Here is a 23,345-nt window from a genome sequence, read left to right as displayed (position 1 = left end):
TGTCCCGTGCGGCTTCAGGCCGCGGTGCCGATGCGTTCGAGGCGGTAGCTGCCGTCCAGCACCCGCCGCACCCAGTCCTGGTGCGCCAGGTACCAGTCCACGGTCGCGGCAATGCCCTGTTCGAAGCTGTACTTCGGCTCCCAGCCCAGCTCGTTCTTGAGCTTGGACGCATCGATCGCGTAGCGGCGGTCGTGGCCGGGGCGGTCGGTGACGTGGGTGATCAGGACCTCGTGCGGCTGCCCGTCCGGGCGCGGCCGGCGCTGGTCGAGCAGGCGGCAGATGGTGCGCACCACCTCGATGTTCTCGCGCTCGGCGTTGCCGCCGACGTTGTAGGTCTCGCCCACCCGGCCCTTGGCCAGCACCGTGCGGATCGCCTCGCAGTGGTCGGCCACGTACAGCCAGTCGCGCACCTGCTTGCCGTCGCCGTACACCGGCAGCGACTCCCCGGCCAGCGCGCGCTGGATCACCAGCGGGATCAGCTTCTCCGGGAAGTGGTACGGCCCGTAGTTGTTGGAGCAGTTGGTGGTGAGCGTGGGCAGGCCGTAGGTGTGGTGGAAGGCGCGCACCAGGTGGTCGGAGGCGGCCTTGGACGCCGAGTACGGCGAGTTGGGCGCGTACGGGGTGGTCTCGGTGAACTTGCCGGTCGCGCCGAGGGTGCCGTAGACCTCGTCGGTGGACACGTGCAGGAAGCGGAACGCGGCCTTCGCCTCGTCTTCCAGGCCCTTCCAGTAGTCGCGCACCGCCTCCAGCAGGGCCAGGGTGCCGACCACGTTGGTCTGGACGAAGGCCGCCGGCCCGTCGATGGAGCGGTCCACGTGGCTCTCGGCGGCGAAGTTGAGCACCGCGTCGGGGCGGTGCTCGGCCAGCAGGCGCGCCACCAGCTCGCGGTCGCCGATGTCGCCATGGACGAACACGTGGTCCGGATTGCCCTGCAGCGAGGCCAGGGTGTCGAGGTTGCCGGCGTAGGTCAGCGCGTCCAGGTTGACCACCCGCACCCCGCGGGCCACGGCCTCCAGGACGAAATTGCCGCCGATGAAACCGGCACCGCCGGTGACGAGCCAAGTGGCCAAGCCGATTCTCCTGTTCATTGGCGCTTTTCGCGCCCGAGCCGGCAAGCATACCGATGCCCCTTGAATCGGAGCTGTTCAGGCGGATCGGAGCGGGCCGCCCGGCCACCATACGTGATCGCATGGTGGCCCCGGGCCCGGTAGAATCGGTGACTCCGCCCCGGATTGGCCGCCGCGAACCGGGCCGTTCCCGTTCCAGCTCAAGGATTCCGCAAACGATGAAGATCCTCGTCGCCTACAAGCGCGTGGTGGACTACAACGTCCGCATCCAGGTCAAGCCGGACGGCTCCGGCGTGGTGACCGAGGGCGTCAAGCTCTCGCCCAACCCGTTCGACGAGATCGCGCTCGAGGAGGCCCTGCGCCTGCGCGACAAGGGCATCGCCACCGAGGTGGTGGTGGCCACGATCGCTCCGGCCGACGCCCAGGCGCACCTGCGCAACGGCCTGGCGATGGGCGCCAACCGCGCCATCCACGTGGTCACCGACCAGCCGGTGCAGCCGCTGGCGGCCGCCCGCACCCTGCTGAAGCTGGTGGAGAAGGAGCAGCCGGACCTGGTGATCCTGGGCAAGCAGGCGATCGACGACGACGCCAACCAGACCGGCCAGATGCTGGCCACCCTGTGGGGCCGCCCGCAGGCCACCTTCGCCAGCAAGCTGGAAGTGGCCGATGGCAAGGCCACGGTGACCCGCGAGGTCGACGCCGGCCTGGAGACCCTGGAAGTGGACCTGCCGGCGGTGGTGACCACCGACCTGCGCCTGAACGAACCGCGCTTCATCAAGCTGCCGGACATCATGAAGGCCAAGAGCAAGCCGCTGGAGACCCTGCAGCTGGCCGACCTCGGCGTGGACGCCGGCCCGGAGCTGAAGACCACCGCCTACGCCCCGCCGCCCAAGCGCAGCCGCGGCGTGATGGTCAAGGACGCGGCCGAACTGGTCGCCACGCTCAAGGCCAAGGGCCTGCTCTGATCCTCCCGGCCGCGCCGGGCGCCCCGCGCCGCGCGGCCCCCTGATTCCGGAGAACGCTCCAATGTCCAAGATCCTCGTCGTCGCCGAACACCTGGACGGCAAGCTCAACCCCGCCACCGCGCGCACCGTCAGCGCCGCACAGGCGCTGAACCCGGAGGCCATCGACGTGCTCGTGCTGGCCGCCGACCCTGCGGCGGTCGCGGCCGAGGCCGCGCAGATCGCCGGCGTGACCCGCGTGCTCGCCGTGGCCAACCCGGCCAATGCCCAGGCCATCGCCCAGGTGCTGGGCCCGCAGGTGGCGAAGCTGGCCGCCGGCTACAGCCACGTGTTCGGCCCCTCGACCACCTTCGGCAAGGACCTGATGCCGGTGGTCGCCGCCCTGCTGGGCGTCAACCAGGTCTCCGACCTGATGGCGGTGGAGGGCGAGTACACCTTCAAGCGCCCGATCTACGCCGGCAACGCCATCGTCACCGTCGAGGCCCCGGCCGGGCAGGTCGTGGTCGCCACCGTGCGCACCGCCTCCTGGCCGCAGGCCGCCGGCGGCAACAGCGCCCCGGTGGAGGCGGTGCAGGTCGAGGCCGCCCTGCCCTCGCATACCCGCTACGTGGGCCTGGCCGCCGGCGCGTCCGACCGCCCGGACCTGCAGTCCGCGCGCCGGGTCGTCTCCGGCGGCCGCGGCGTCGGCTCGGAGGAGAACTTCCGCCACATCTACTCGCTGGCCGACAAGCTCGGCGCGGCGGTGGGCGCCTCGCGCGCGGCGGTGGACGCCGGCTACTGCCCGAACGAGATGCAGGTCGGCCAGACCGGCAAGATCATCGCCCCGGAGCTGTACGTGGCCATCGGCATTTCCGGCGCGATCCAGCACCTGACCGGCATCAAGGACGCCGGCACCATCGTGGCCATCAACAAGGACCCGGAAGCGCCGATCTTCGAGATCGCCGACATCGGCCTGGTGGGTGACCTCTTCACCATCCTGCCGGAGCTGGAAGCGGCCCTCTGAGGGCCGCACCCGGGCCTACGGGCTGCACGGTTCGGTGGCCAGGGTGCGCCGGGCAAGCAGGCGGCCGCCGGCGGTCCGCAGGGTCACCGTGTAGCCGTCGTGCGCCCAGGCCCCGGCCTCGGCGCGGCCGCGCGGGCCCTCCAGCACCCACAGCTTGGGCGGCTTGCCGAGGTTGTTGACCTCCAGCCGCACGCCTCCCTCGCCGGCCTTGCCGGCGTCCCACTCCACCGCGGTGGCCGCCGGCGTGGTGCAGGCGCCGACCCGGCCGGGCTCCAGCACCAGCCGCGCGCTGCCATGGTCGACGTTGAGCCAGGCCGCGGCCGCCGTCGCAGCGGCCAGCAACGCCCCGCCGATGCAGCCACGCAGGCGCGCGCTCATCGCAGGAACTCCTCGAACCGGCCCTGCATGCGCGCCGCCGCCGCGGCCTCCACGCCGCGGCGCAGTTCATCCGCCTCCGGCGAATCGGGCGGCAGCGCGGCCAACCTGCGCCCAGCCACCCGCACCAGGTCGAAGTACGGGTCCCCGGCCAGCCCGGCCACTTCCAGCGCTTCGGCCGCCAGCTCCCAGGAGTGCAACGGCCGCGCCCCGGCCCGGCGCCCGCCGTCGCCCACGACCAGCCACGGCACCATCTGCTCCTCCGCCTGGCCGCCGTCGGCGAACTGCAAGGTGTTGTAGACCTCCGGCAGGGCCGGCAGGTGGTCGCCGAAGAACACCGCCACGAACGGACGCCCGCGCTGCTCCATCCGCCGTAGCAGGCGCTCCAGTTCGCGGTCGGCGTTGCCCAGGTGGTAGAGGTAGTTGCGCAGGCTGCCGGCAGCGCGCGCCGGCAGGAGGTCGGGCACCGGCACCGCCTCCTTGGCGGCGGCATCGCGAACCGGGGCCTCGCTTTCGTAAGGGCCGTGGTTCTCGATGCTGATGGCCGCCACGAACAGCGGCGCGTCGGCCGCCTCAAGCTCCTGCAGCACCAGGTCGGTCATCGAGGCGTCGGAGTACCAGACGCCGTCGCGCACGCCCTGCCCGCGGAATGCCTTCTCGGTCAGGAAGCGCTGGATGCCCATGGCGCGGAAGGCATCGGTGCGGTTCCAGAACGCGCCGGAATTGCCGTGCACCGCCACCGTGGCGTAGCCGAGGTCGCGCAGCAATGCAGGCAGTCCGGGCATCCGCGGCCTGGCCATGTCCACGTAGGGATACATCACCGAGGGGAAGGCGCTGACCGGCATCCCGGTCAGCACCTCGAACTCGGTACGCACGGTGCCGCCACCGTAGGTCGGCACCCGCATCGGCCCGCCCGCGCCCCGCTCCAGCAGCGCGCGGGTGGCGGGAATCGGGTCGGCGACCTGGTCCATGCCGGCCAGGATCCGCGGATCCATGAACGACTCGCTGAGGATCACCACGATGTCTGGCAATGCCTCCGCGCCGGCCTGCGCCGGCACGATGCCCGCGCGCTCCTCAGCGGTGGCCTCCAGCAGCGCGCGCAAAGCCGCCTCGTCCACCGCATGCACGGCGTTGGAAAGGTCCAGGTGCTTGAACACCAGGCTGCTCATCAGCCCGGCGTGGAGTGCGCCCGGCCCCGGCCCCAGCGGCGAGGGCCGCACGGCGTCCCGGGTATAGAACGCGGTCCATGGCCAGGCTGCCAGGTACAGCGCGGCCACCAGCGCCGCGCCGGCGCCGAAGACCACCACCTTGGCCAGGCGGGCGCGGCCCATCCACGGCCGCTCGGCCCAGAAGGCCAGGGCCAGCAGCAAGGCCCCGCCGCCGGTCCAGGCCCAGACGGCCGCAGCATCCTCGAGGTAGGAGCCGAGCAGCTCCAGGCTGGCGCGGTTGAAGCTGGTCAGGAAATAGAAGTCCTGCAGCGCCAGCGGCGCGCCCAGCACCTGCAGCTTCACCGCCGACACCTTGTACAACAGCACCTGCAGCAGCAGGACCAGCAGCAGCGAGGACAGCAGGCGCCGGCTCAGGCTCCACAGCACCAGCACGAACGGCACCGCGACCGCGGCGTTGAGCAGCATCGCCGCCGGGGTGCGATAGGCGCTGGCCGCCACGCCCAGGACCCAGCGGTCCATGCCCCACAGCAGCGGCACGTACAGCACTAACCCGAGGCACGCGCACAGCCAGTGCCAGGGTACCCGCCCCTGCCACGCGTCGCTTGCCGGGACCGCAACAGGCAACGCCTGCCTCATGCCACCGGGCCATCCGGCTGGCGCCGGACCGCGATTTCCGATGTCGGGAATCTTTCCACTTGCCCCTCCCGGACCCGTCGGCGAGGGCCGACGGATCCAGCTACCGCCCCCCCCGGGGCTGACAACTGGCAGGGGGCAGTCTAGCACCCGGCGCCGGCACTGCCGGGAAAGGGCCGGGAACGGCCAATCCCGGCAAAACCCGGGCGCCGGAGCCGCCACGGCACGGACCGGGGCGGCGGGAGGTCCACTGCGCCGGGCTAGTGGCCGCGCAACCTGCGCCCCAGGCGGCTGCTCAGTACCTTGCGCGGCACGGAGGCGATGTCATAGGCCAGGAATGCCAGCAGCAGCTGCAGGCCGACCAGCAGCGGGAGGGCGGCCAGCATCACGGTGCCGGTACTGGCGGGCGCGCCGGTCGAGACCGACCGCCCCCAGTGGTAGAGGCCGAACACGGCGCCGAACAGCACCAGCGCGCAGCCGGCCAGCAGCTCCAGCGACGCCAGCGACATGTCGCGCAGGAAGTAGCTGTAGAACACCCGCTTGAAGAAGTTGCGGCCGTGCTTGAGCAGGAACTCGGTGAGCACCTTGCCGATCCTGAGGTTGCTCACCTCGTCGCCGTAGCGGGCGTCCATCGGGATATCGACCACGACCGCGCGGAAGGTCCCGAGCCGGAACAGCAGGTCGGTCTCGAAGAAATAGCGGCGGCTGATCCGCTCGAACGGCAGCAGCGCCGCGACCCTGGCGGAAATGGCGGTATAGCCGTTGGTCGGATCGAACAGGTCCCAGTAGCCGGTGGAGACCTTGGCCATGAACGACAGGGCCGCGTTGCCGAACAGGCGGATCGCGGGCATCTGGCCGATGTTGCGCAGGTCGTAGAAGCGGTTGCCCTTGGTGTAGTCGGCCTCCAGCGCGGCGATCGGGGCGACGAAGTTGGGCAGCAGCGCCGGATCCATCTGCCCGTCGCCGTCGATCTTGACGATGATGTCCGCGCCCAGCTCCAGCGCGCGCTGGTAGCCGGTCAGGACCGCGCCGCCCACGCCCTGGTTCTGCGCGTGGTAGACCACGCACACCCGCGGGTCGCTGCAGCCAGATTCCACCAGCTTGCCGGACCCCTCCGGGCAGGCGTCGTCGACGACGATGATGTGGTCCACGTCGTCGCCGATGGATGCGATGACCTGCAGGATGTGGCGGGTCACCTTGTAGCTGGGGATCACCACCGCCACGCTGGGCGGCGAGGAATCGGTCGGTTTCATCGGTTGTTCCTCTGGAGGATCCGCCTGGCCTGGTCGCGTACTGCGCCGAGGCGGCATTCGCCCTGGCGGTTGCCGGGCAGCGACCACAGTTCGACCCCGCGCTCCCGGTCGACCGGGACGTAGCCCAGTGCCTGCATCGCCGCGCGCTGGCCGGGACTGGCCTCGGCCGGCACCACGATGCCGGAGGTGCCGGTGGCCCTGAGCACTTCGCGCCAGCGTTCGCCACTGGGGTCCTCGTCGGCCCACTCCTTGGCCAGCTTCAGGCGCTGGTCGTACCAGGCCATCGAGTGCGCGCGCCCCTTGCCGCCGGCGACGAACGGCGCGCTGGTGTCGGAATTGAGCACGCAGGTATCCGGATCCCGCGCCAGGTAGCGCTCGATCAGCGCGCGCTGCGGGATCATCTCCGCGACCAGCTGCGTCCTGGCGCCCCTGCCCTCGAGCAGCAGCGCCTGCCACGGGTTCTCCTTGAAGATCCAGATCGTGGTGGGCACCAGCGCCAGGTTGGCCGCGGCCAGCAGCGGGATGCCGGCCGCGAAGCCGGCCCGGCGGAGGCAGCCGGCGGCGCCCACCACGCCGACCGTGCCCAGCAGGGCCAGCGCCGGGAAGACGTAGCGCAGGTACTGCAGCTGGGCGAACAGCAGCAGGCCGGAGGCCAGCGCCCACAGGCCCACGGCGCAGGCGGCACGCGAGCAGGACATGGCGTAGATGCAACCCGGCAGCAGCACCAGGAACGCCAGTCCGGCCGCACCGGGGGCGTGCTCGCCGAAGCGCGGGCTGTGGAAGGTCAGGTCCCACAGGAGCGAGGCGTCGATGCCCGCGCGCCAGCGCGCATCGAGGAAGTCGACCGGCGGCATGTACGGCGACTGGAAGATCGAGTTGAACAGCGGGAACACCGGGTTGCCGGTGACGAGCAAAGCGTAGAAATAGCTGCTCCCGCCCACCACGCTGGCGGCGACCACCAGCCTGGCCAGCCCCCACCACTGCCGGTGCCGCAGCGCCTGCCAGCCGATCCAGGCCAGCGCCGGCAGGGCATAGACCACGTTCGACGCCTTCAGCCCGGCCAGCAGGCCGAACAGCGCGCCGATCGCCAGCGCGCCGCGCGACAGGTCGCACCTGCCGGCGAGCAGCGCCGCCAGGTGCAGCACCACCGCGGCCACGCAGCCGTCGACCTGCATGGTCGAGCCGAAATAAACCGTCAGCGGGTGCGAGGCGAATACCGCCGCCGCGGCCAGCGCGACCTCGCGGCGCCCGTCCAGCGCCAGGGCCAGGCGGTAGGCGCCGGAGATGCCGAGCAACAGCCACAGCAGGCCCATCGAGGCCCGCGACTCCTGGCCCGCCAGCAGGGCGGCGAGGGAATGCAGGACGTTGTTGGCCCAGGGCGCGACCGCCCAGACCTGGCTGGAGACGTCCAGCCGGTAATAGCCGCCCTCCAGCAGCTGGCCGACCATGCCCAGGTGGGCGGCGTTGTCGTCGTAGTTGAGGCTGGGCAACCACAGCGCGATCGAGGCGAAGCCGGCGACGCCCGCCAGCAGCGAGCTCCACCACGGGTGCTGGCGGCGCAGCTGGCCGAACCCGGCAGCCACCGCACGGGCCTGCTCGAGGACCGCTTCCCGGCGCCAGGCGACCAGCAGCACCGCCGCGGCCAGGTGGATGCGGCCGTCGTGCACCTGGAACGGCAGCAGCCAGCCGACCACCGCCGCGACCACCGCGAGGCCGACCAGGCTGGTCAGCCAGGGATCGGACCCGGAGCCGGTGTGGAACAGGCTGCCGACGCCCCAGGACACGGCCAGCAGCAGGGCCGCCGCGGCAAGCGCGGAAAGCCCGCAGTAGTAGGCCACGCCCAGCACCGCGAGGAAGCCGAGCACCAGCGCTGCCCCGCCCGGGCGCCCGGAACGGGCGGCCACGAGGTTGACGAGCAGTGCCCCGGCCGCGGCGGCGAGCGCCGCCTGCAGGTAGCCACCGAGGTAGCCATTGGCGCTGGCCGGGAACAGGCCCTTCCGCCATGCGGCATAGCCGACGACCACGAAGAACAGCACGAGGAGGAGCTCCGCCCCCCCGCGCAGGCCGGACCGCAACACCTGCTGGTTCATTCCATTGCTCCGTCAGTCGGTCCGAGGCAGGCCAGGCCCGCGACCTCGAAGGCGGCGAGGTCCCGGCGGCTGTCGGCATCGACCAGATGGAAGCGCGTGCCCCCGGCGACCCACTGCCCGGTTTCCGCCTCGCCCTGCGCCGCGCCTGAGGCGAACACCTTGCGCCCGCCATCGTCGCCGCGCACCTGGACCAGGACCGACTGCACCGCCGGATCCTTCACCTTCCACGCGATCCGCGCCGCGACCCGCTGGCCCTCACAGGCGCCCACGGCGCCGGGCTCGACGCTGAGCACGGCATCCTCGTTCTCCACCGAGGTCGGATGGGGGGGCACGCCGTCCTGCACCGGCTCGATCCGCCCGCAGGCGGACAGGAGCGGGAGGGCCAGCACCGCCAGGGTGCCAACGATGGCAGTTCGCATCATGTGTTACCGGACTCGCCTTTCAGGAAAAGACCCGCGGGATTCCCGCAGGCAATTCGAACCTCGTTACTCCACCGGCACTGTCGGCGGATCCATGGATGGCAAGCCGCTTTGCGTCGCGCGGTCCGCCGGGCCCGTGCCTGGCGACGACCGGCCGCATCGGGCGCCGATGATCCGGGCATTGCCCATGCACTTCAAGCTTTCACGCCAGCGGCGCGCGCGAACCGTGACGGCCGGCCGCCGGAGCGGCCTCCCCGGCGCCGGCCACCAGCGTCCTGGCAACCTCGTCCAGGCTGGCGACCGCGATCCCCGCCGCACGCTCGCCCGGCTCCGCCCCGGGGCCGCACAGCAGGAACCGGCGGACGACCCCCGCAGCCGCGGCCGCCTCCATGTCCTTGGGCGTGTCGCCGACCATCACCGACCCGGCCGGATCCAGCCCGTGCCGGCCAATGGCCTCCAGCAGCATCCCCGGCTCCGGCTTGCGGCAGGCGCAGGCCACCTTGTACGCGCCCTGCCCCGCCTCCGGGTGGTGCGGGCAGTAATAGGTCGCCAGCAGCGGCGCGCCCTCCTCGGCGAAGCGCGCGTGCACCCAGCGCATGTAGGCGCGGAACTGCGCCTCGTCGTAGTAGCCGCGGGCGATGCCGGCCTGGTTGGTGGCCACCACGAGCACGTAGCCGGCCGCGCGCGCGGCGCGCGCCAGCTCGAAGATCCCGGGGACCCACTCGGTGCGCCCGGGGGTATGCACGTAGCCGTGGTCGACGTTGACCACGCCGTCGCGGTCCAGGAACAGCGCCCGGTGCGGCCCGCCACCGACCAGCCCCGCCGCTTCCGGCGGCACCGTCACCACGGGCTCGCGGACCCCGCTCACGCCGCGCCTTCCCGGAACAGGTGCTGAGCGCGGGCGTAGTCCTCCGGTACGCCGATGTCGATGAAATCCGCGGTGCGCTCGAACGCGGCCACCTGGCCGGACTCGCTCCATGGCCGCAGCACCAGCTCCTCGAACGACCAGGCGCCGGCGGCGTCCGGCAGGCGCGCGAATCCCTCGGCGGCCAGGAAGTAGCTGCCGGCGTTGATCAGCCCGGCGCCGCTGCCGCCCTTCTCGCGGAAGCCCACCACGCGCCCGTCGGCGACCTCCACCGCGCCGTAGCGGCCGACGTCGTCCACCGCCGCCAGGGCGATCCCCAGCACGCAACCACGCGCGCGGGTGGCGTCCTCCAGCGCCCGCGGGTCGTAGCGGAGGAAAGTGTCGCCGTTGGCCAAGTGGACGCCGTCGCCCCGCACGTATGCCAGGGCCTGGCGGATGGCGCCGCCGGTGCCCAACGGCGCGTCCTCCACCGAATAGGCGATCTCCATGCCCTGCCAGCGGCGCCCGACCGCGTCCTCGACCTGCGCGGCGCGATAGCCCGTGGCGAGGATCACCCGGCGCACCCCGGCCGCCGCATAGGCGTCCAGCAGCCAGGCCAGGAACGGGCGGCCGGCCACCGGGGCCAGCGGCTTGGGCACGTCGCTGACCACCGCACGCAGGCGCGTGCCGAGGCCGCCGACCAGGACGATCGCTTCCTCAGCGGCCATCTTTGGGGAAGATCTCCGACTCGATCAGGGCGCACAGCAGGTGGCCGATGAACTCGTGGCCTTCCTGGATGCGCGGGGTCTCGTTCGATGGGACCTGGAAGCAGACGTCGCAACGGCCGGCCATGTCGCCGCCGCCCGCGCCAGTGAAGCCGATCACCTTCACGCCCTTGGCCTCGGCCGCGTCGAGCGCGCGCAGGATGTTCTTCGAGCGCCCGGAGGTGGAGATGGCGATGAACACGTCGCCCTCCTGGCCCAGCGCCTCGACCTGGCGGGCGAAGGTGTAGTCGTAGCCGTAGTCGTTGCCGATCGCGGTGAGGATCGAGGTGTCGGTGGTCAGCGCGATCGCCGGCAGGCCCGGGCGGTCGTAGTAGAAGCGGCTGACCAGTTCGCCGGCCCAGTGCTGGGCGTCGGCGGCGCTGCCGCCGTTGCCGGCGAACAGCAGCTTCCTGCCTGCGCGCAGGGCGTCGACGCACAGCCGCACCGCCTGCGCGATCTGCTCGCGCAGCCGCGCGTCGGCGGCCATCGCGTTGAAGTTGGCCAGGGTCTTGTCGAACTCCGCCTGGACGAAGGTATTCAACCGATTTTCCATGAGGACGCTCCGTGCGGAGTGAAGTGGGTGTCGTAGACGGTGCCGCCGGCGCCGGACAGCGCGCGCACCAGGCGCACGCGTTCGGCCGGGTCGCACACGAACATCATGAAGCCGCCGCCGCCGGCGCCGGAGACCTTGGTGGCGAGGGCGCCGTTGGCGAAGGCCAGCGCCTCCAGTTCGTCGATCATCGGGTTGGTGATGCTGGATGCGCTCTGCTTCTTGGCTTCCCAGCCGGACTGCATGACCTGGGCGAAGCGCGCCAGGTCGCCGCGCAGCAGCGCCTCCTTCATCTGCACCGCCTCCTGCTTGAGCCGGTGCATCGCCTCCAGCGAATCGGTGCGGCCCTCGCGGATGTTGCGCGACTGCTCGTCGATGATCTTGGCCGAGGCCCGCGACACGCCGGTGAAGTACAGCACCAGGCTGGCCTCCAGCTCGTTCCAGATCCATTCCTTGATCCGCAGCGGGTTCACGATGACCCGGTCGCCGGCGTAGAACTCCATGAAGTTGAAGCCGCCGAACGCCGCCGCGTACTGGTCCTGCTTGCCGCCGGCCAGGGCCAGGTCCTTGCGCTCGATGTCATAGGCGATCTGCGCGATCTCGTACTCGCCCAGGGCCAGGCTGAAATACTCGTTGAACGCGGTGACCAGGGCCACGACCATGGTCGAGGACGAGCCCAGGCCGGATCCGGGCGGGGCGTCCGAATGCGCGCGGATGCGCAGCGCCGGGCGGCGCCCGCCGAGCAGGCGGTCGGCCACGTGCAGGTACACGCCGCGCATCAGCTGCTGCGGGCCCGGCGAGCGGTCCACCTCCTCCGGGTCGAGCACCTGCACCGAACCGGCGTCGAGCGCATGCAGTTCGAGCTTGCCGGTCGGGGAACGGTCGAGGGTGGCGTACGCGAACTTGTCGATGGTGACGTTCATGACGAAACCACCGTGCTGCTCGCTGTACGGCGAGACGTCGGTGCCACCGCCGGCCAGGCCCAGGCGCAGCGGCGCGCGGGAACGGATGATCATGCCCGGTTTTCCTTGTCGCGATTGGTCGAAAGCGCGTCCAGCAGCTGCGCGGTCAGCGCCTGGCGCGAGAACAGCGAACGGGCCAGGCGCGCGCCCTCGCGCGAGCGCCGGCGCCACAGGCCGTCGTCGGCCAGCAGGCGGGCGATGGCCTCGGCCAGTTCCACGGCGTCGTCGGCCACGGCGGCCACCTGTTCCAGGCCCGGCAGGCCCTGGGCACCCACGGAGGTCGTCGCCAGCGGCAATCCGTTCTGCAGCGCCTCCACCACCTTGCCCTTCACCCCGGCGCCGTAGCGCAGCGGCACCACCGCCACCCGCGCCTGGCGGTAGCGGCGGCAAAGTTCGGCGTCGCTCACGTAGCCGGTGACCTCGACCTGGCGCCCGGCCAGGCCCTTGACCACGTCGGTGGGATTGGAGCCGACCAGCGACAGCGTCAGCTGCGGATGTTCGCGCCACAGCCGCGGCATCACTTCCTGGACCAGCCACAGCGCGGCGTCGACGTTGGGCGAATGCGCGAAGCCGGCGACGAACACCAGCCCCGAACGCCCGTCCGGCTCGGCGTCGTCGACGAAGTGGTCGAAGGCATACGGCGAGATGGCGCGGACCGGGGTTCCGGGCGCCAGCGCCGCGACCTCGTCGGCCTCCTCCTGCGACGGGTAGAGGACGATGTCCGCCCCCTGCCACAGTTGCCGTTCCAGCGCCTCGATGCGGCGCGCCTCGTGGCGCAGGTCATCACGCCCGGCCACGTCCGCCTCGCGCGCCAGGCGGCGGAAATGCAGGTCGTGCCCGTAATAGGCCACCGGCACCCCCGGCGCCTGCTTGCGCAGCGCCTGCAGGTAGGGCAGCGAGATGTGCGGCCGCGACAGCAGCACCGCGTCCAGCCCGGCCCCGCACTCGCGCAGGTAGTCGGCGAAGCCGCCCATGCGCCGGCTGCCGTAGATCACCTCCACCCCGCGCCGCTGCAGCGGCGGCGTATACACCGGATCCTGGTGCAGGTTGTCCGGCCAGAACTTGACCACCCAGCCGGCGGCCAGCAGGGAATCGATGAAGGCCACCATCGTGCGCGAGCCGGCGTCGCGGTCCGGCTGCGGCACGTAGTGGTCGACGATCAGCACGACCTTGCGGCCCCAGGCGCGGTCGCGCGCCCGCATCACCTGCTCGCCGTTGGGGTAGTGCGCCGCCAGTTCCGCCTCCCAGCGCCGGCGCAGCTTCTCCTGGTTGGCGACCTGGTAGGCCTTCACGCCACCGGAGGTGTCGGTGCCGTGGGAGATGCCCTCGAAGTGCACCACGGTGGAGAACGGGGTGTAGTAGACCTCGCGCCCGGACTGCCGCACCTTGAACGCCAGGTCCGAGTCCTCGCAGTACGCCGGGCAATAGTGCTCGTCGAACCCGCCCAGCTCGCGGAACAGGGCCAGCGGCAACAGGATGCTCGCGCCGGAGCAGTAGTCGGCCGGGCGCACGTAGTTGAACTCGTGCTCGCCCGGGTCGCGCAGGCGGCCGTAGTTCCAGGCCGAGCCGTCGCGCCAGACGATGCCACCGGCCTCCTGCAGGCGGCCATCGGGGTACACCAGGCGCGAGCCGGCCATGCCGGCGTCCGGATGGTCGGCGAACACGTCCAGCAGGCCGTCCAGCCAGCCCGGCATCACCTGGGTGTCGTTGTTGAGGAAGCACACATACTCGCCGCGGGCCAGCTCCGCCGCGGCGTTGCACGAGCGGATGAAACCGAGGTTCTGCGGATGCTCGTGGTAGCGCAGCCCCGGCACCCCGGCCAGGCGTCCGATCTCGGTGTCGCCGGAGGCGTCCTCGGCGACGATGATCTCGTAGGGCACGCGCGGCGCCGACTCGACGATCGAGCGCACCGCCGCGGCGGTGTAGCCCAGGTTGCCGTAGGCCGGGATCACCACCGAGACCCTGGGCGCCTCGAACTGCGGCACCACCAGGCCGTCGAGCAGGCGCTCCACGTCCTTGACGGCGGGAACCACGAAGGCGGAGGCGCGCTGGCGCTCGAGCCTGGCCTGCAGCCAGCGGCGGGCGGGAGCGGCCAGCGGCGCCAGCAGCGGATGCGAAGCCAGGCCGCGGCCGCGCAGGGAGGCAGCCACGGAGTCCCAGTCGCCATGCAGCAAGCGCCCGGCCAGGCGCAGCGGCCTGGTGATGCGCCAGGAGCGCGAGCGGGTGATCACCGCCAGCTGCTGCTCCAGCTCGCGCACGCGCTGCAGGTGCTGTTCGGCATCGCAGCTGCGCGCCTGCAGTTCGGCGGCACGCGCCTGCAGCTCGGCGGCACGCGCCTGCGCCTCGTCCAGCCGCGCCTGCAGCTTGGTGGTCCGCGCTTGCAGCTCGCGGTTGCCGGCCTCCAGCTCTTCCGCGTGGTGCCGCAGTTCCCCGCTACCCTGGAGCTCGCGCTCCCTGTCGGCCAGCGCTTTGTCCAGCGAGTGCGCCCAGGCTGCGACCTTCTCGTGGTCGGCTTCCAGCTGGGCATAGACGCGGCGCAGGCGTTCCAGGTCGGCGCCCTGGGCAAGGGCGCGTTCGACCGCGGCGCCGGCGGCGCCCTCCACCGTCGCGAACGGCGCGCGGTGCAACCGCGCCGCCTCCAGTTCCGCGCGCGTGGTGCCCTCGCGGCCGGCCACGGCGCGCTGGAAGCCGGACTCCAGCTCCAGGTAGGCCTGCAGCCGCTGCGCGGAAAGTTCGAAGCCCGCGCCGGCGGTGGCCATCAACCGGGTGATGAAGGCCAGGAACGAAAGCTCGCCCTCGTCGTGCGGCCGCGCCACCGGCGGGCAGGCGGACAGGGTCTCGAACAGGCCACGGAACACGAGGTAGCCGAGCGGCACCCCACCCTCGCGCGCCCATTCATGGTCGATGAAGCGCGCCGTGCCGTCGCCGGCCAGGATCAGGTTGTGCGGGAGCAGGTCGATGCTGCTGCCGGGCAGCACCAGGTCGGCATTCCAGTGCGCGGCGCTGCTGCCGGCCACGCCGGCGGATGCGCATACCTGCTCCATCCAGCCTTGCAACCAGTCGCCGCAGTCCGCCGCGCGCCAACCGTCGCGCCGCAGCCGCCGGTAGAGCGAAGAGCTCCACGCTTCGCCGGCCACGTACGGCTCGCTGGCCGGGTGGAAGCGCAACGGCGCGCCGTCCTCACCGGCGTCCGGGGCCAGCGCGCGGCGCACCACCATCGGGCCTTCCGCTGCGCGGACGAAGGCCGCCTCCTTGCAGTAGGCCGGGCGGCGGTCGACCGAATAGTGGTACGCGGATCGGTCGGCGTTGTCGTCGCCGTACACATGCCCCTGGGCGTCGACCCGGGCCACCACGAGGAACGAATTGGCCATGTCCACCAGCAGACCGTTCTCGGCCAGCACCCGCCAGGTGCGGTCGAGCGGGAACAGGGGCAGGCCCTCCAGGCTGGCGTCGCGCGCGACCGATGCCTCGGCCAGTGCCGCGCCGCCGTCGAACCCGGGCATGGCGTCGTCGCCCTCGGACAGCAACACCGAGCTGGGCAGCTTGTAGTCCGGCAGCGGCACGGCGAAGCCGGTGCGCGCGAAACCGGCCTGGTGCAGCATCGCCTCCAGTTCGGCGCGGCCCCAGGTGCGCGGGCCACGGGCCTCGTACAGGTCGCCGATGCCGAGCATGGGCCGGCCCAGGTGGTCCTCGGGCGCACCGGCGAAGTACTTCAGGCCCAGCTTGTTCTCGATGGCCAGCAGCAGCGCGCCGCCCGGGCGCAGCATGCCCCTGGCCAGCCGCAGCCAGTGCAGCGCCGCGTCCGGGCGCTCGCAGAAGCGGTGGGCGTACTCGAGCACGCCAATGAGGGTGATCGCGTCGAAGGTCTCGCCGGTCCGGGCGAACGATTCCAGCTCGTCCACCACCACCTTCACCGACGCCAGCCCGCGGCAGCGCGCCGCGGCCACCCGTGCGCGCTGCGCCGAGGGCTCCAGCGCCACGACCTCGGCCGCGGTCTCGCCCAGGTAGCGGGTGACCGCGCCGCAGCCGGCGCCGATCTCCAGCACCCGTCCGCGCAGCAGGCCGGCGAACGGGCGCAGCAGGTTGGCGCGGCGCGGGCTGAAGTAGTACATCGTCGGCCAGTCGTGGATCCTGCGGGCCAGCTCGGGCGACAGCGCCGAGCGGTCCGTGCAGGCTTCCACTGCCTGCAAAAGCGCCTGCTCCACCTGGTCTCCGTCGCTGTAACCCCAGGAGACGGGCGTTCCCTCGCGCATCCACAGCCCGCTCGCCTCGTCGCGCGCGTAGGACGGAGGGACCGGATTCTCGTGATTCATCATAGGACCTGGAGTTCGGCCTTCAGATCGGTGATACCCAGGAACGCGTCGGACGACTCGACGCACAGGTGGACCGAGTCATAGCGGCGGTCGTGCGGCACCACCTCGCCATTGCCGTCGCGGCTGGCGATGCCGAAGGAAAGGAAGTAGTCGCCCGGCGCGCAGTTGAGTTCGAAGCTGCACGCGACCACGCCGTCGCCGGCCGCCAGCGCGTCGCCCATCCCGGCCATCTCGCTGTTGGTGCCGTACACCGTCAGCCCCTCCTTGGTCTTGAGGGTGATGCCGAAGATCGGCCGCACCACCGGCGCGTGCAGGCGGTAGCGCACGTAGCAGTCGACCCGGGTGCGGGCGCGCACCTGCTGCGGGTAGGTCTCGCCGGCGGCGAACACGGCGAAGTCGGTGATCTCGGCGCGGCGGTCGCCCCAACGGTGCTCGTACGGGTTGTACAGCGGGCGGGTGGCGAACAGCGGATCGGCGCGGGTGGCGAATTCCGGGTCCAGCGCCTGCAGCTGCTCCGGCAGGCCCGCCTCGCGTCCGGTGCCGGCCGCCGGGGCGGCCTCCGCCGCGCCGCCGGCGGCAGCGGCGGGCTTGCGCCCGTAGAGCAGGTCCAGGTAGCGGTTGACGATCGGCCGCGGCTCGCCTTCGTCCAGCTTGTGGCCGCGGTCGAGCAGCACCGCGCGGTCGCAATGGGTGACCACCTGCTCGGTGGAATGGGTCACCAGCAGGATCGAGGTGCCGCGCTCGCGCAGCGCCTTCAGGCGCGCGAAGCACTTGGCCTGGAAGCGGGCGTCGCCCACGGCCAGCGCCTCGTCCACGATCAGCACGTCCGGGTCGATCTGCGCCTGCACCGCGAAGGCCAGGCGCACGACCATGCCGCTGGAGTAGGTCTTCACCGGCTGGCGCACGAACTCGCCGATGTCGGCGAAGGCGAGGATGTCGTCGAGCTTGGCGTCGACCTCCTCGCGGCGCATGCCCAGCAGCGAGGCGTTGAGGTAGACGTTCTCCAGGCCGGTGAACTCCGGGTTGAAGCCCGAGCCCAGCTCCAGCAGCGCGGCCACCCGCCCGTCCACCGCGATCCGCCCCGAGGTCGGGGCCAGGGTGCCGGTGATGATCTGCAGGAGGGTGGACTTGCCGGAGCCGTTGCGCCCGATCAGGGCCACGCACTCGCCCTTGCGCACCTGCAGCGAGACGTCGCGCAGCGCCCAGAACTCGCTGTAGTAGCGACGCGGGCTGCCGCGGGTCAGGCGCGCCATGCCCGAGGCCAGCATCTGCCGCAGGCGGTCGGCCGGACGGTCGTAGATGGCGTAGCACTTGGACACGCCATCGGCCCGGATGGAAAGGTTCGCGTCAGATGACATCGGCGAAACCCTTCCTGGTGAGCTGGAACGCCAGCCAGCCCAGCCACGCCGTGGCCAGCGCCACGACCAGGTAGGCCAGCGCCAGCCTCCAGTCGGGCAGCCGCCCCCACAGCAGCAGGTTGTGCGCCGTTTCCACGATGTAGCTCAGCGGATTGAGCAGCAGCACCCAGCGGTATTCCTCCGGGAGCATGGTGCGCGGGTAGAAGATCGGCGCCAGGAACACCAGCGCGGTGGACAGCACGGTGACGAACTGCAGCAGGTCGCGGAAGTAAACGCCCATGGCCGCGAGGAACCAGGTCAGGCCGGCCACCATCGGCACGAACAGCACGAACACCAGCGGCAGCAGCAGCGCGGTGGCCGGCAGGTGGGTGCCGGTGGCCACCATCGCCAGCAGCAGCACCGCCACGCCGACGCAGGCGTGGAACAGCGAGGTGCCAACCGCCACCCAGGCCAGCACGTCCAGCGGGAACACCACCTTCTTGACGTAGTTGGGGTTGGACACCACCAAGGCCGGCGCGCGGTTGAGGCACTCGGTGAAGAAGTTGGCGAAGATCAGGCCAACGAACAGCACGATCGGGAAGGCGACGTTCCCGGTCTGCGCCGCGGTCCAGCGCGCCTGGAAGATGTAGCCAAAAACGAACGAGTAGACCGCCAGCATCAGCAGCGGGGTGAGGAAGGCCCACAACTTGCCGCCCATGGCGCCGCGGTAGCGCCCGGCCACGTCGCGCCGCACCAGGTCCAGGATCAGCCGGCCGTGGGCGGCGAAACCGAGGTAGGGCGCGAGCGGGTTGAGGAGACGCGCCGTCGGGAGCCGGGCCCCGACGGCATGCCAGGGGCTCATCGGAGCGCCTCCTCCAGGTCGCGCCGCAGGTCGCCGACGTCCTCGATGCCCACGCTCAGGCGCACCAGCGAATCGCTGATGCCCAGGCGCGCGCGGCGCTCCGGCGGGACCGAGGCGTGGGTCATCACCGCCGGGTGGTTGAGCAGGCTTTCCACCCCGCCCAGCGATTCGGCCAGGGTGAACAGCCGGGTACGCGAGCAGAAGCGGCTGGCGGCCTCGAAGCCGCCCTTGAGCACCACCGAGACGATGCCGCCAAAGCCGGACATCTGCCGCGCCGCCAGGGCGTGCTGCGGGTGCGATTCCAGGCCCGGGTAAATGACCTTTTCCACCTTCGGGTGCGACTGCAGCCACTGAGCCAGCGCCAGGGCGTTTTCGCAGTGCGCGCGCATGCGCAGCGGCAGGGTCTTGGCGCCGCGCAGGGCCAGGAAGCTGTCGAACGGCCCCTGCACCGCGCCGACCGAGTTCTGCAGGAAGGCCATGCGCTCGCCCAGCTCGTCGCTGGCGGCAACCACCACGCCGCCGACCATGTCCGAATGGCCGTTGAGGTACTTGGTGGCCGAGTGCAGGACCAGGTCCGCACCCAGCTGCAGCGGACGCTGCAGCGCCGGCGAGGCGAAGGTGTTGTCGACCACCACCAGCAGGCCGTGGCGATGGGCGATCTCCGCCACCGCGGCGATGTCCACCAGCTTGAGCATCGGGTTGGTCGGGGTCTCGATCCAGACCATGCGCGTGCGCGGGGTGATCGCCGCGGCGAACGCGTCCAGGTCGGCCAGGTCGACGAAGCTGAAGTCCAGCGCCGCGCTGCGCCGGCGCACGCGCTCGAACAGGCGGTAGCTGCCGCCGTAGAGGTCGTCCATGGCGACCACGTGGTCGCCGCTGTCCAGCAGTTCCAGCACGGTGGAGCTGGCGGCCATGCCGGAGGCGAAGGCGAAGCCGCGGCTGCCACCCTCCAGCGCGGCCACGCAGCGCTCCCAGGCGAACCGGGTGGGGTTGTGGGTGCGCGAGTACTCGAAGCCCTGGTGCTCGCCCGGCGCGGACTGCGCGTAGGTCGAGGTGGCGTAGATTGGCGGCATCACCGCCCCGGTGGACGGATCGGGCGCCTGGCCGCCGTGGATGGCCAGGGTGGCGAACGCGTGAACGTCCGGGGACAGGCCGTCGCGGGCGGTGTGGTCGGGCATGGCGGCTCTCTCGAGGTAGCCGCGGATTCTAGCAACCGCCCCTTAACCAAACCTTGGCGCCGGTCCCGTCCCGGCCAGGAACCGGCGCCCGGCCCTCACTGCGCCCGCCGGCGCAGGTAGTTGAGCAGGTCGATGCGGGTGATCAAGCCCAGGAAGCGGTCGCCGTCGATGACGATCGCCACCTGGCCGCGGTCGAACACCGGCAGCAGGGCCTCGATCGGCGACTTCACGTCCAGCTTCTCCAGCTTGGTGACCATGGCCACCGAGACCGGGTCGCGGAAGCGCGCCTCGTCGCCGTACACGTGCAGCAGCACGTCGCTCTCGTCGATGATGCCGGCCAGGCGGTCGCCTTCCATCACCGGCAGCTGCGACACGTCGTACAGCTTCATCCGCTGGTAGGCGGTGGTCAGCAGGTCGGTCGGGGCGACCACCACGGTGTCGCGCTGCGCGTACGGGCGCATGATCAGGTCGCGCAGGTCGCCGTGGTGCGGGCGCTCCAGGAAGCCGTTGTCCAGCATCCAGTAGTCGTTGTACATCTTCGACAGGTACTTGTTGCCGGTGTCCGGCACCAGCACCACGACCTTCTTCGGCGTCGTCTGTTCGCGGCAGTAGCGCAGAGCGGCGGCCAGCAGGGTGCCGGTGGACGAGCCGCCGAGGATGCCCTCCTTCTCCAGCAGTTCGCGCGCGGTGTGGAAGCTCTCCGCGTCGGGGATGGCATAGGCCTTCTTCACCCGGCTGAAGTCGGAGATCGAGGGCAGGAAGTCCTCGCCGATGCCCTCCACCAGCCAGCTGCCGGACTTGTCGCTGAGCACGCGCTCGTTGATGTACTGGGCCAGGATCGAGCCGACCGGGTCGGCCAGCACCATCTCCACGTGCGGGGCGTGCTTCTCGAAGCAGCGCGACAGGCCGGTCATGGTGCCGGAGCTGCCGCAGCCGAACACGATCGCGTCTAAGCCACCGGCCGCGGCCATCTGCTCGATGATCTCCGGGCCGGTGCCGAACTCGTGCGCGGCCGGGTTGTCAGGGTTGCCGAACTGGTTGATGAAGTACGCCCCCGGGGTCTCGGCGGCGATCCGCGCGGCCAGGTCCTGGTAGTACTCCGGGTGGCCCTTGCCCACGTCCGAGCGGGTCAGCACCACCTCCGCGCCCATGGCCTTGAGGTTGAAGATCTTCTCCCGGCTCATCTTGTCCGGGACCACCAGGATCAGCTTGTAACCCTTCTGCTGGGCCACCAGCGCCAGGCCCAGGCCGGTGTTGCCGGCGGTGCCCTCGACCAAGGTGGCGCCTGGCTTGAGGTCGCCGCGGCGCTCGGCCGCCTCGATCATCGACAGGCCGATGCGGTCCTTGATCGAGCCTCCGGGGTTGAAGTTCTCGAGCTTGAGGTAGAGCTCGCACGGGCCGGTGTCCAGGCGGCGCGCCTTGACGATCGGGGTGCGGCCGATGAGTTCGAGCACGGAAGCGTGCAGGGCCATTCTCGGGTCCGTTTCCTGGGCGCCGCGTCGCGGCGGAGCCCGGATTATCGGCCGGATCGCCGGCGCCGGTAAGGGCGCCGGCGGGCATCGCGGCGGCACCGGCCCCGGAAAGAATTGCGCGGGCGGCAGTGGCCGACGAGGAGGCCACCACCGCCCGCGGCGGTGAAACGCGGGAGATCGCGGTCAGTGCGACCGTTCGTAGATGCGCAACAGGCGCTCCTTGGCGGCAAGCTTCTCGCGCTTCATCTGCCCCAGGGTCATGTCGTCGATGGGGAGCACCCCGAGTTCGGCCTGCATGCACTTCTTGTCCAGCAGCCGGTGTCGCTGGTAGAGCTGCTTGAATTCGGGGTTGCTCTTGATCAGCGCGTCGATTTCGGCCTGCGATTGCCCTTCGAACATCTGTGCACCTCCTGGGTCGTTACGTCCCTGACGGCGTACTGCCGGCGGTCCTGGCCGGCGCCGGAAAAACAAACGCCCCGGGCCGGGAGCCCAGGGCGCAGGATTGCCGGAATGGCAGATGCGGGATTTTCCGCTCCCCAAGCCGCCGCCGCGGCGGATGCCCGGCTTCGACAGGGACGGGAGCGGCGGAATGCAGCATCGGCGCGTACTCCGGATCTGAGCGGCGGCACGGGGGTGTGCTGCCGGCTCGATTCCGACCCTACTCCCAAGCCCGGGGGCCTTCAAGGGGCCGCGGCGTGAAGGCGCCGGAAGTGTTAACCGCGCCACCCGGCGTCCCGCACCAGGGCGAGACGCCGGCTGCAAGCCATTGATTTTACAAACCTAAATGAAGTCAGAGGGCGACGGTGACCTCGGCCGCGCGCTTGCTGGTGGCCGGATCCTTGACGCCGTCGGCCTTGATCCTGCCCTTGTCCACCCCGGCCGCCACCAGGGCGTCGCGCAGGGCCGAGGCGCGGGCCATCGCCACCTTCGGGTCGCTGTCCCAGGCACGGATGCGGACCGAGCGCCGGGCACCGATCTGCAGGTACGCGGCCAGCGCTTCCGCCGCGTCCTTGCCGGCGGCGGTGAGGCTGGACTTGCCGCTGGCGAAGACCGCGCCGGGCAGCACGAAGACCTCGCCCTGCCTGCCGAAGGTCGAGGCCGGCAGCTTCTTTCCGGACACCAGCTCCGCCTCCTGGCGGGCCAGCTCGGCTTCCTTGCGCCGCGCCGCGCTCACCTGCGCGCTCTGCCGGCCGGCGGCCTTGCCCAGCGCCGCCTCGGCCTCGCTGCGCGCCAGCGCCTCGGCCTCGGCGACCAGGCGCAGGCGCTCGGCCTCCTCGGCCTGGATCTGGGCCTGGATGCGCAGCTGCTCGGCCTCGCGGCGGGCCCTCTCGACCTCGCGCCGACTGGCTTCCACCAGCAGTTCGCTGCGCTGCAACTCCAGCCGCGCCAGCTCGCCGCGGGCGGCCGCGGCGCGGCCCATGGTCTCGGCGATCTCGACCCGGCGCTCGGCCAGGTACAGGGCCTCGGGGCGGTCGCTGCGGCGGGCCTGCTCCAGGGCGGCAATCGCCTGCTGGGCCTGCAGCAGCTCCAGGCCGGCGCCCCGCGCCAGCGACGGATCGGCCTGCAGCGCCTCCAGCCGCGCGCGCAGGCGTGCCGCGTCGGCGTCCTCGGCGGCCAGCGCGGGGGCGGCCAGGGCCAGCAGCAGGCAGGCGGCCAGTGGACCGGACAGGCGGCGCGCGCTCATTCGGCGCCCTCCAGCCGGGCCAGGCCCAGCTGCCGGCGCAGGCCATCGACCTCCTGCCGGCGCTGCAACACGTCCGCCTCGGCCCTGGCCAGCTCGCTGCGGGCCCGGGCCAGGTCGGCATCGGCCGCCACCCGGCGGGCGCGGGCCTCGGCGTTGCGCTGGTCGCTGCGCGAGCGCGAGGCGGCCAGCGCCTGGGCCTCGATCAGCCCCTGGCGGGCGGCCTCGATCAGGTCCGGGGCGTAATGGTCGGCGTCGGCCTGCTGGGCCTCCAGTACCGCGCGCTCGGCCTGCTGCACGGCCGGCAGGGCGGTCTGCGCCTGGGCCGTGACAACCAGCCCGAAAGTGCATACCAGCGCGTACAGGGTCCTGCGGAAGTATGCGAAGCTAGGATCGTTCATCGGGGAAAGT

The 23,345-nt window shown here is 71.6% G+C and carries 20 protein-coding genes; 2 read left to right on the top strand and 18 right to left on the bottom strand.

The features are described 5' to 3' along the window. Window positions 1–14: 14 nt before the first annotated feature. Window positions 15–1,070, bottom strand: coding sequence for a dTDP-glucose 4,6-dehydratase (rfbB, locus tag EIM48_RS07475; RefSeq protein WP_125111406.1), 1,056 nt, complete (start codon window positions 1,068–1,070; stop codon window positions 15–17). A gap of 215 nt (window positions 1,071–1,285) precedes the next feature. Here rfbB and EIM48_RS07470 point away from each other — a divergent pair, with 215 nt between their 5' ends. Both EIM48_RS07470 and EIM48_RS07465 read left to right on the top strand, forming a co-directional pair. Then, on the top strand, window positions 1,286–2,032 hold the full coding sequence (locus tag EIM48_RS07470; protein ID WP_019399574.1) for an electron transfer flavoprotein subunit beta/FixA family protein: 747 nt from the start codon (window positions 1,286–1,288) through the stop codon (window positions 2,030–2,032). A gap of 61 nt (window positions 2,033–2,093) precedes the next feature. Next, window positions 2,094–3,032 carry an electron transfer flavoprotein subunit alpha/FixB family protein gene (locus EIM48_RS07465; protein WP_019399575.1) on the top strand — a complete coding sequence of 313 codons (939 nt, stop codon included), beginning with the start codon at window positions 2,094–2,096 and terminating at the stop codon, window positions 3,030–3,032. Between the two features lie 15 nt (window positions 3,033–3,047). Here the strand turns inward: EIM48_RS07465 and EIM48_RS07460 are convergent, their stop codons facing one another. From EIM48_RS07460 to EIM48_RS07380, 17 genes are all read right to left on the bottom strand, one after another. Then, window positions 3,048–3,410 carry a hypothetical protein gene (locus EIM48_RS07460; protein WP_019399576.1) on the bottom strand — a complete coding sequence of 121 codons (363 nt, stop codon included), beginning with the start codon at window positions 3,408–3,410 and terminating at the stop codon, window positions 3,048–3,050. Then, window positions 3,407–5,122: an LTA synthase family protein gene (locus tag EIM48_RS07455; RefSeq protein WP_125111405.1), complete on the bottom strand. Its 1,716-nt coding sequence runs from the start codon at window positions 5,120–5,122 to the stop codon at window positions 3,407–3,409. Before EIM48_RS07455 ends, EIM48_RS07460 begins: the two co-directional genes overlap by 4 nt. A 347-nt stretch (window positions 5,123–5,469) precedes the next feature. Then, window positions 5,470–6,462: a glycosyltransferase family 2 protein gene (locus EIM48_RS07450; protein ID WP_125111404.1), complete on the bottom strand. Its 993-nt coding sequence runs from the start codon at window positions 6,460–6,462 to the stop codon at window positions 5,470–5,472. Beyond that, on the bottom strand, window positions 6,459–8,552 hold the full coding sequence (locus EIM48_RS07445) for a hypothetical protein (protein WP_125111403.1): 2,094 nt from the start codon (window positions 8,550–8,552) through the stop codon (window positions 6,459–6,461). Before EIM48_RS07445 ends, EIM48_RS07450 begins: the two co-directional genes overlap by 4 nt. Continuing rightward, window positions 8,549–8,971, bottom strand: coding sequence for a hypothetical protein (locus EIM48_RS07440; protein ID WP_125111402.1), 423 nt, complete (start codon window positions 8,969–8,971; stop codon window positions 8,549–8,551). Before EIM48_RS07440 ends, EIM48_RS07445 begins: the two co-directional genes overlap by 4 nt. A gap of 202 nt (window positions 8,972–9,173) precedes the next feature. After that, a complete protein-coding gene (locus EIM48_RS07435; protein WP_199728399.1) occupies window positions 9,174–9,839 on the bottom strand; it encodes an HAD family hydrolase in 666 nt (221 codons plus the stop codon). Next, complete coding sequence (locus tag EIM48_RS07430) at window positions 9,836–10,543, bottom strand: nucleotidyltransferase family protein (protein WP_125111400.1); 708 nt, start codon at window positions 10,541–10,543, stop codon at window positions 9,836–9,838. The genes EIM48_RS07435 and EIM48_RS07430 overlap by 4 nt, the downstream gene beginning before the upstream one ends. Next, window positions 10,533–11,120, bottom strand: a complete 588-nt coding sequence (locus EIM48_RS07425; protein WP_019399583.1) for a D-sedoheptulose 7-phosphate isomerase — start codon at window positions 11,118–11,120, stop codon at window positions 10,533–10,535. The genes EIM48_RS07430 and EIM48_RS07425 overlap by 11 nt, the downstream gene beginning before the upstream one ends. Next, a complete protein-coding gene (locus EIM48_RS07420; protein ID WP_019399584.1) occupies window positions 11,117–12,145 on the bottom strand; it encodes a hypothetical protein in 1,029 nt (342 codons plus the stop codon). The genes EIM48_RS07425 and EIM48_RS07420 overlap by 4 nt, the downstream gene beginning before the upstream one ends. Further along, window positions 12,142–16,404 carry a glycosyltransferase gene (locus tag EIM48_RS07415; RefSeq protein WP_019399585.1) on the bottom strand — a complete coding sequence of 1,421 codons (4,263 nt, stop codon included), beginning with the start codon at window positions 16,402–16,404 and terminating at the stop codon, window positions 12,142–12,144. Before EIM48_RS07415 ends, EIM48_RS07420 begins: the two co-directional genes overlap by 4 nt. Then, the gene (locus EIM48_RS07410) at window positions 16,404–17,762 is read right to left on the bottom strand and encodes an ABC transporter ATP-binding protein (RefSeq protein ID WP_026010720.1); all 1,359 of its coding nucleotides are present in this window, start codon (window positions 17,760–17,762) and stop codon (window positions 16,404–16,406) included. Before EIM48_RS07410 ends, EIM48_RS07415 begins: the two co-directional genes overlap by 1 nt. After that, window positions 17,752–18,603 (bottom strand): ABC transporter permease, encoded by an 852-nt coding sequence (locus EIM48_RS07405; protein ID WP_028915440.1) that lies wholly within the window; start codon window positions 18,601–18,603, stop codon window positions 17,752–17,754. The genes EIM48_RS07410 and EIM48_RS07405 overlap by 11 nt, the downstream gene beginning before the upstream one ends. Next, window positions 18,600–19,781, bottom strand: a complete 1,182-nt coding sequence (locus tag EIM48_RS07400) for a cystathionine gamma-synthase (protein ID WP_125111399.1) — start codon at window positions 19,779–19,781, stop codon at window positions 18,600–18,602. Before EIM48_RS07400 ends, EIM48_RS07405 begins: the two co-directional genes overlap by 4 nt. A gap of 95 nt (window positions 19,782–19,876) precedes the next feature. Next, window positions 19,877–21,253 (bottom strand): pyridoxal-phosphate dependent enzyme, encoded by a 1,377-nt coding sequence (locus EIM48_RS07395; protein ID WP_125111398.1) that lies wholly within the window; start codon window positions 21,251–21,253, stop codon window positions 19,877–19,879. Between the two features lie 183 nt (window positions 21,254–21,436). Then, on the bottom strand, window positions 21,437–21,652 hold the full coding sequence (locus tag EIM48_RS07390; RefSeq protein ID WP_019398592.1) for a YdcH family protein: 216 nt from the start codon (window positions 21,650–21,652) through the stop codon (window positions 21,437–21,439). A 391-nt stretch (window positions 21,653–22,043) separates the two neighbouring features. After that, a complete protein-coding gene (locus EIM48_RS07385) occupies window positions 22,044–22,937 on the bottom strand; it encodes an OmpA family protein (RefSeq protein ID WP_125111397.1) in 894 nt (297 codons plus the stop codon). Continuing rightward, window positions 22,934–23,335: a DUF4398 domain-containing protein gene (locus EIM48_RS07380; RefSeq protein WP_019398590.1), complete on the bottom strand. Its 402-nt coding sequence runs from the start codon at window positions 23,333–23,335 to the stop codon at window positions 22,934–22,936. Before EIM48_RS07380 ends, EIM48_RS07385 begins: the two co-directional genes overlap by 4 nt. Window positions 23,336–23,345: the final 10 nt, after the last annotated feature.

Origin of the sequence: Pseudoxanthomonas sp. SGNA-20, assembly GCF_003931635.1 — a bacterium.
GTDB lineage: Bacteria > Pseudomonadota > Gammaproteobacteria > Xanthomonadales > Xanthomonadaceae > Pseudoxanthomonas.
Note: the sequence above shows the minus strand (reverse complement) of the source record. Positions and strands in the feature narration are given on the sequence as shown.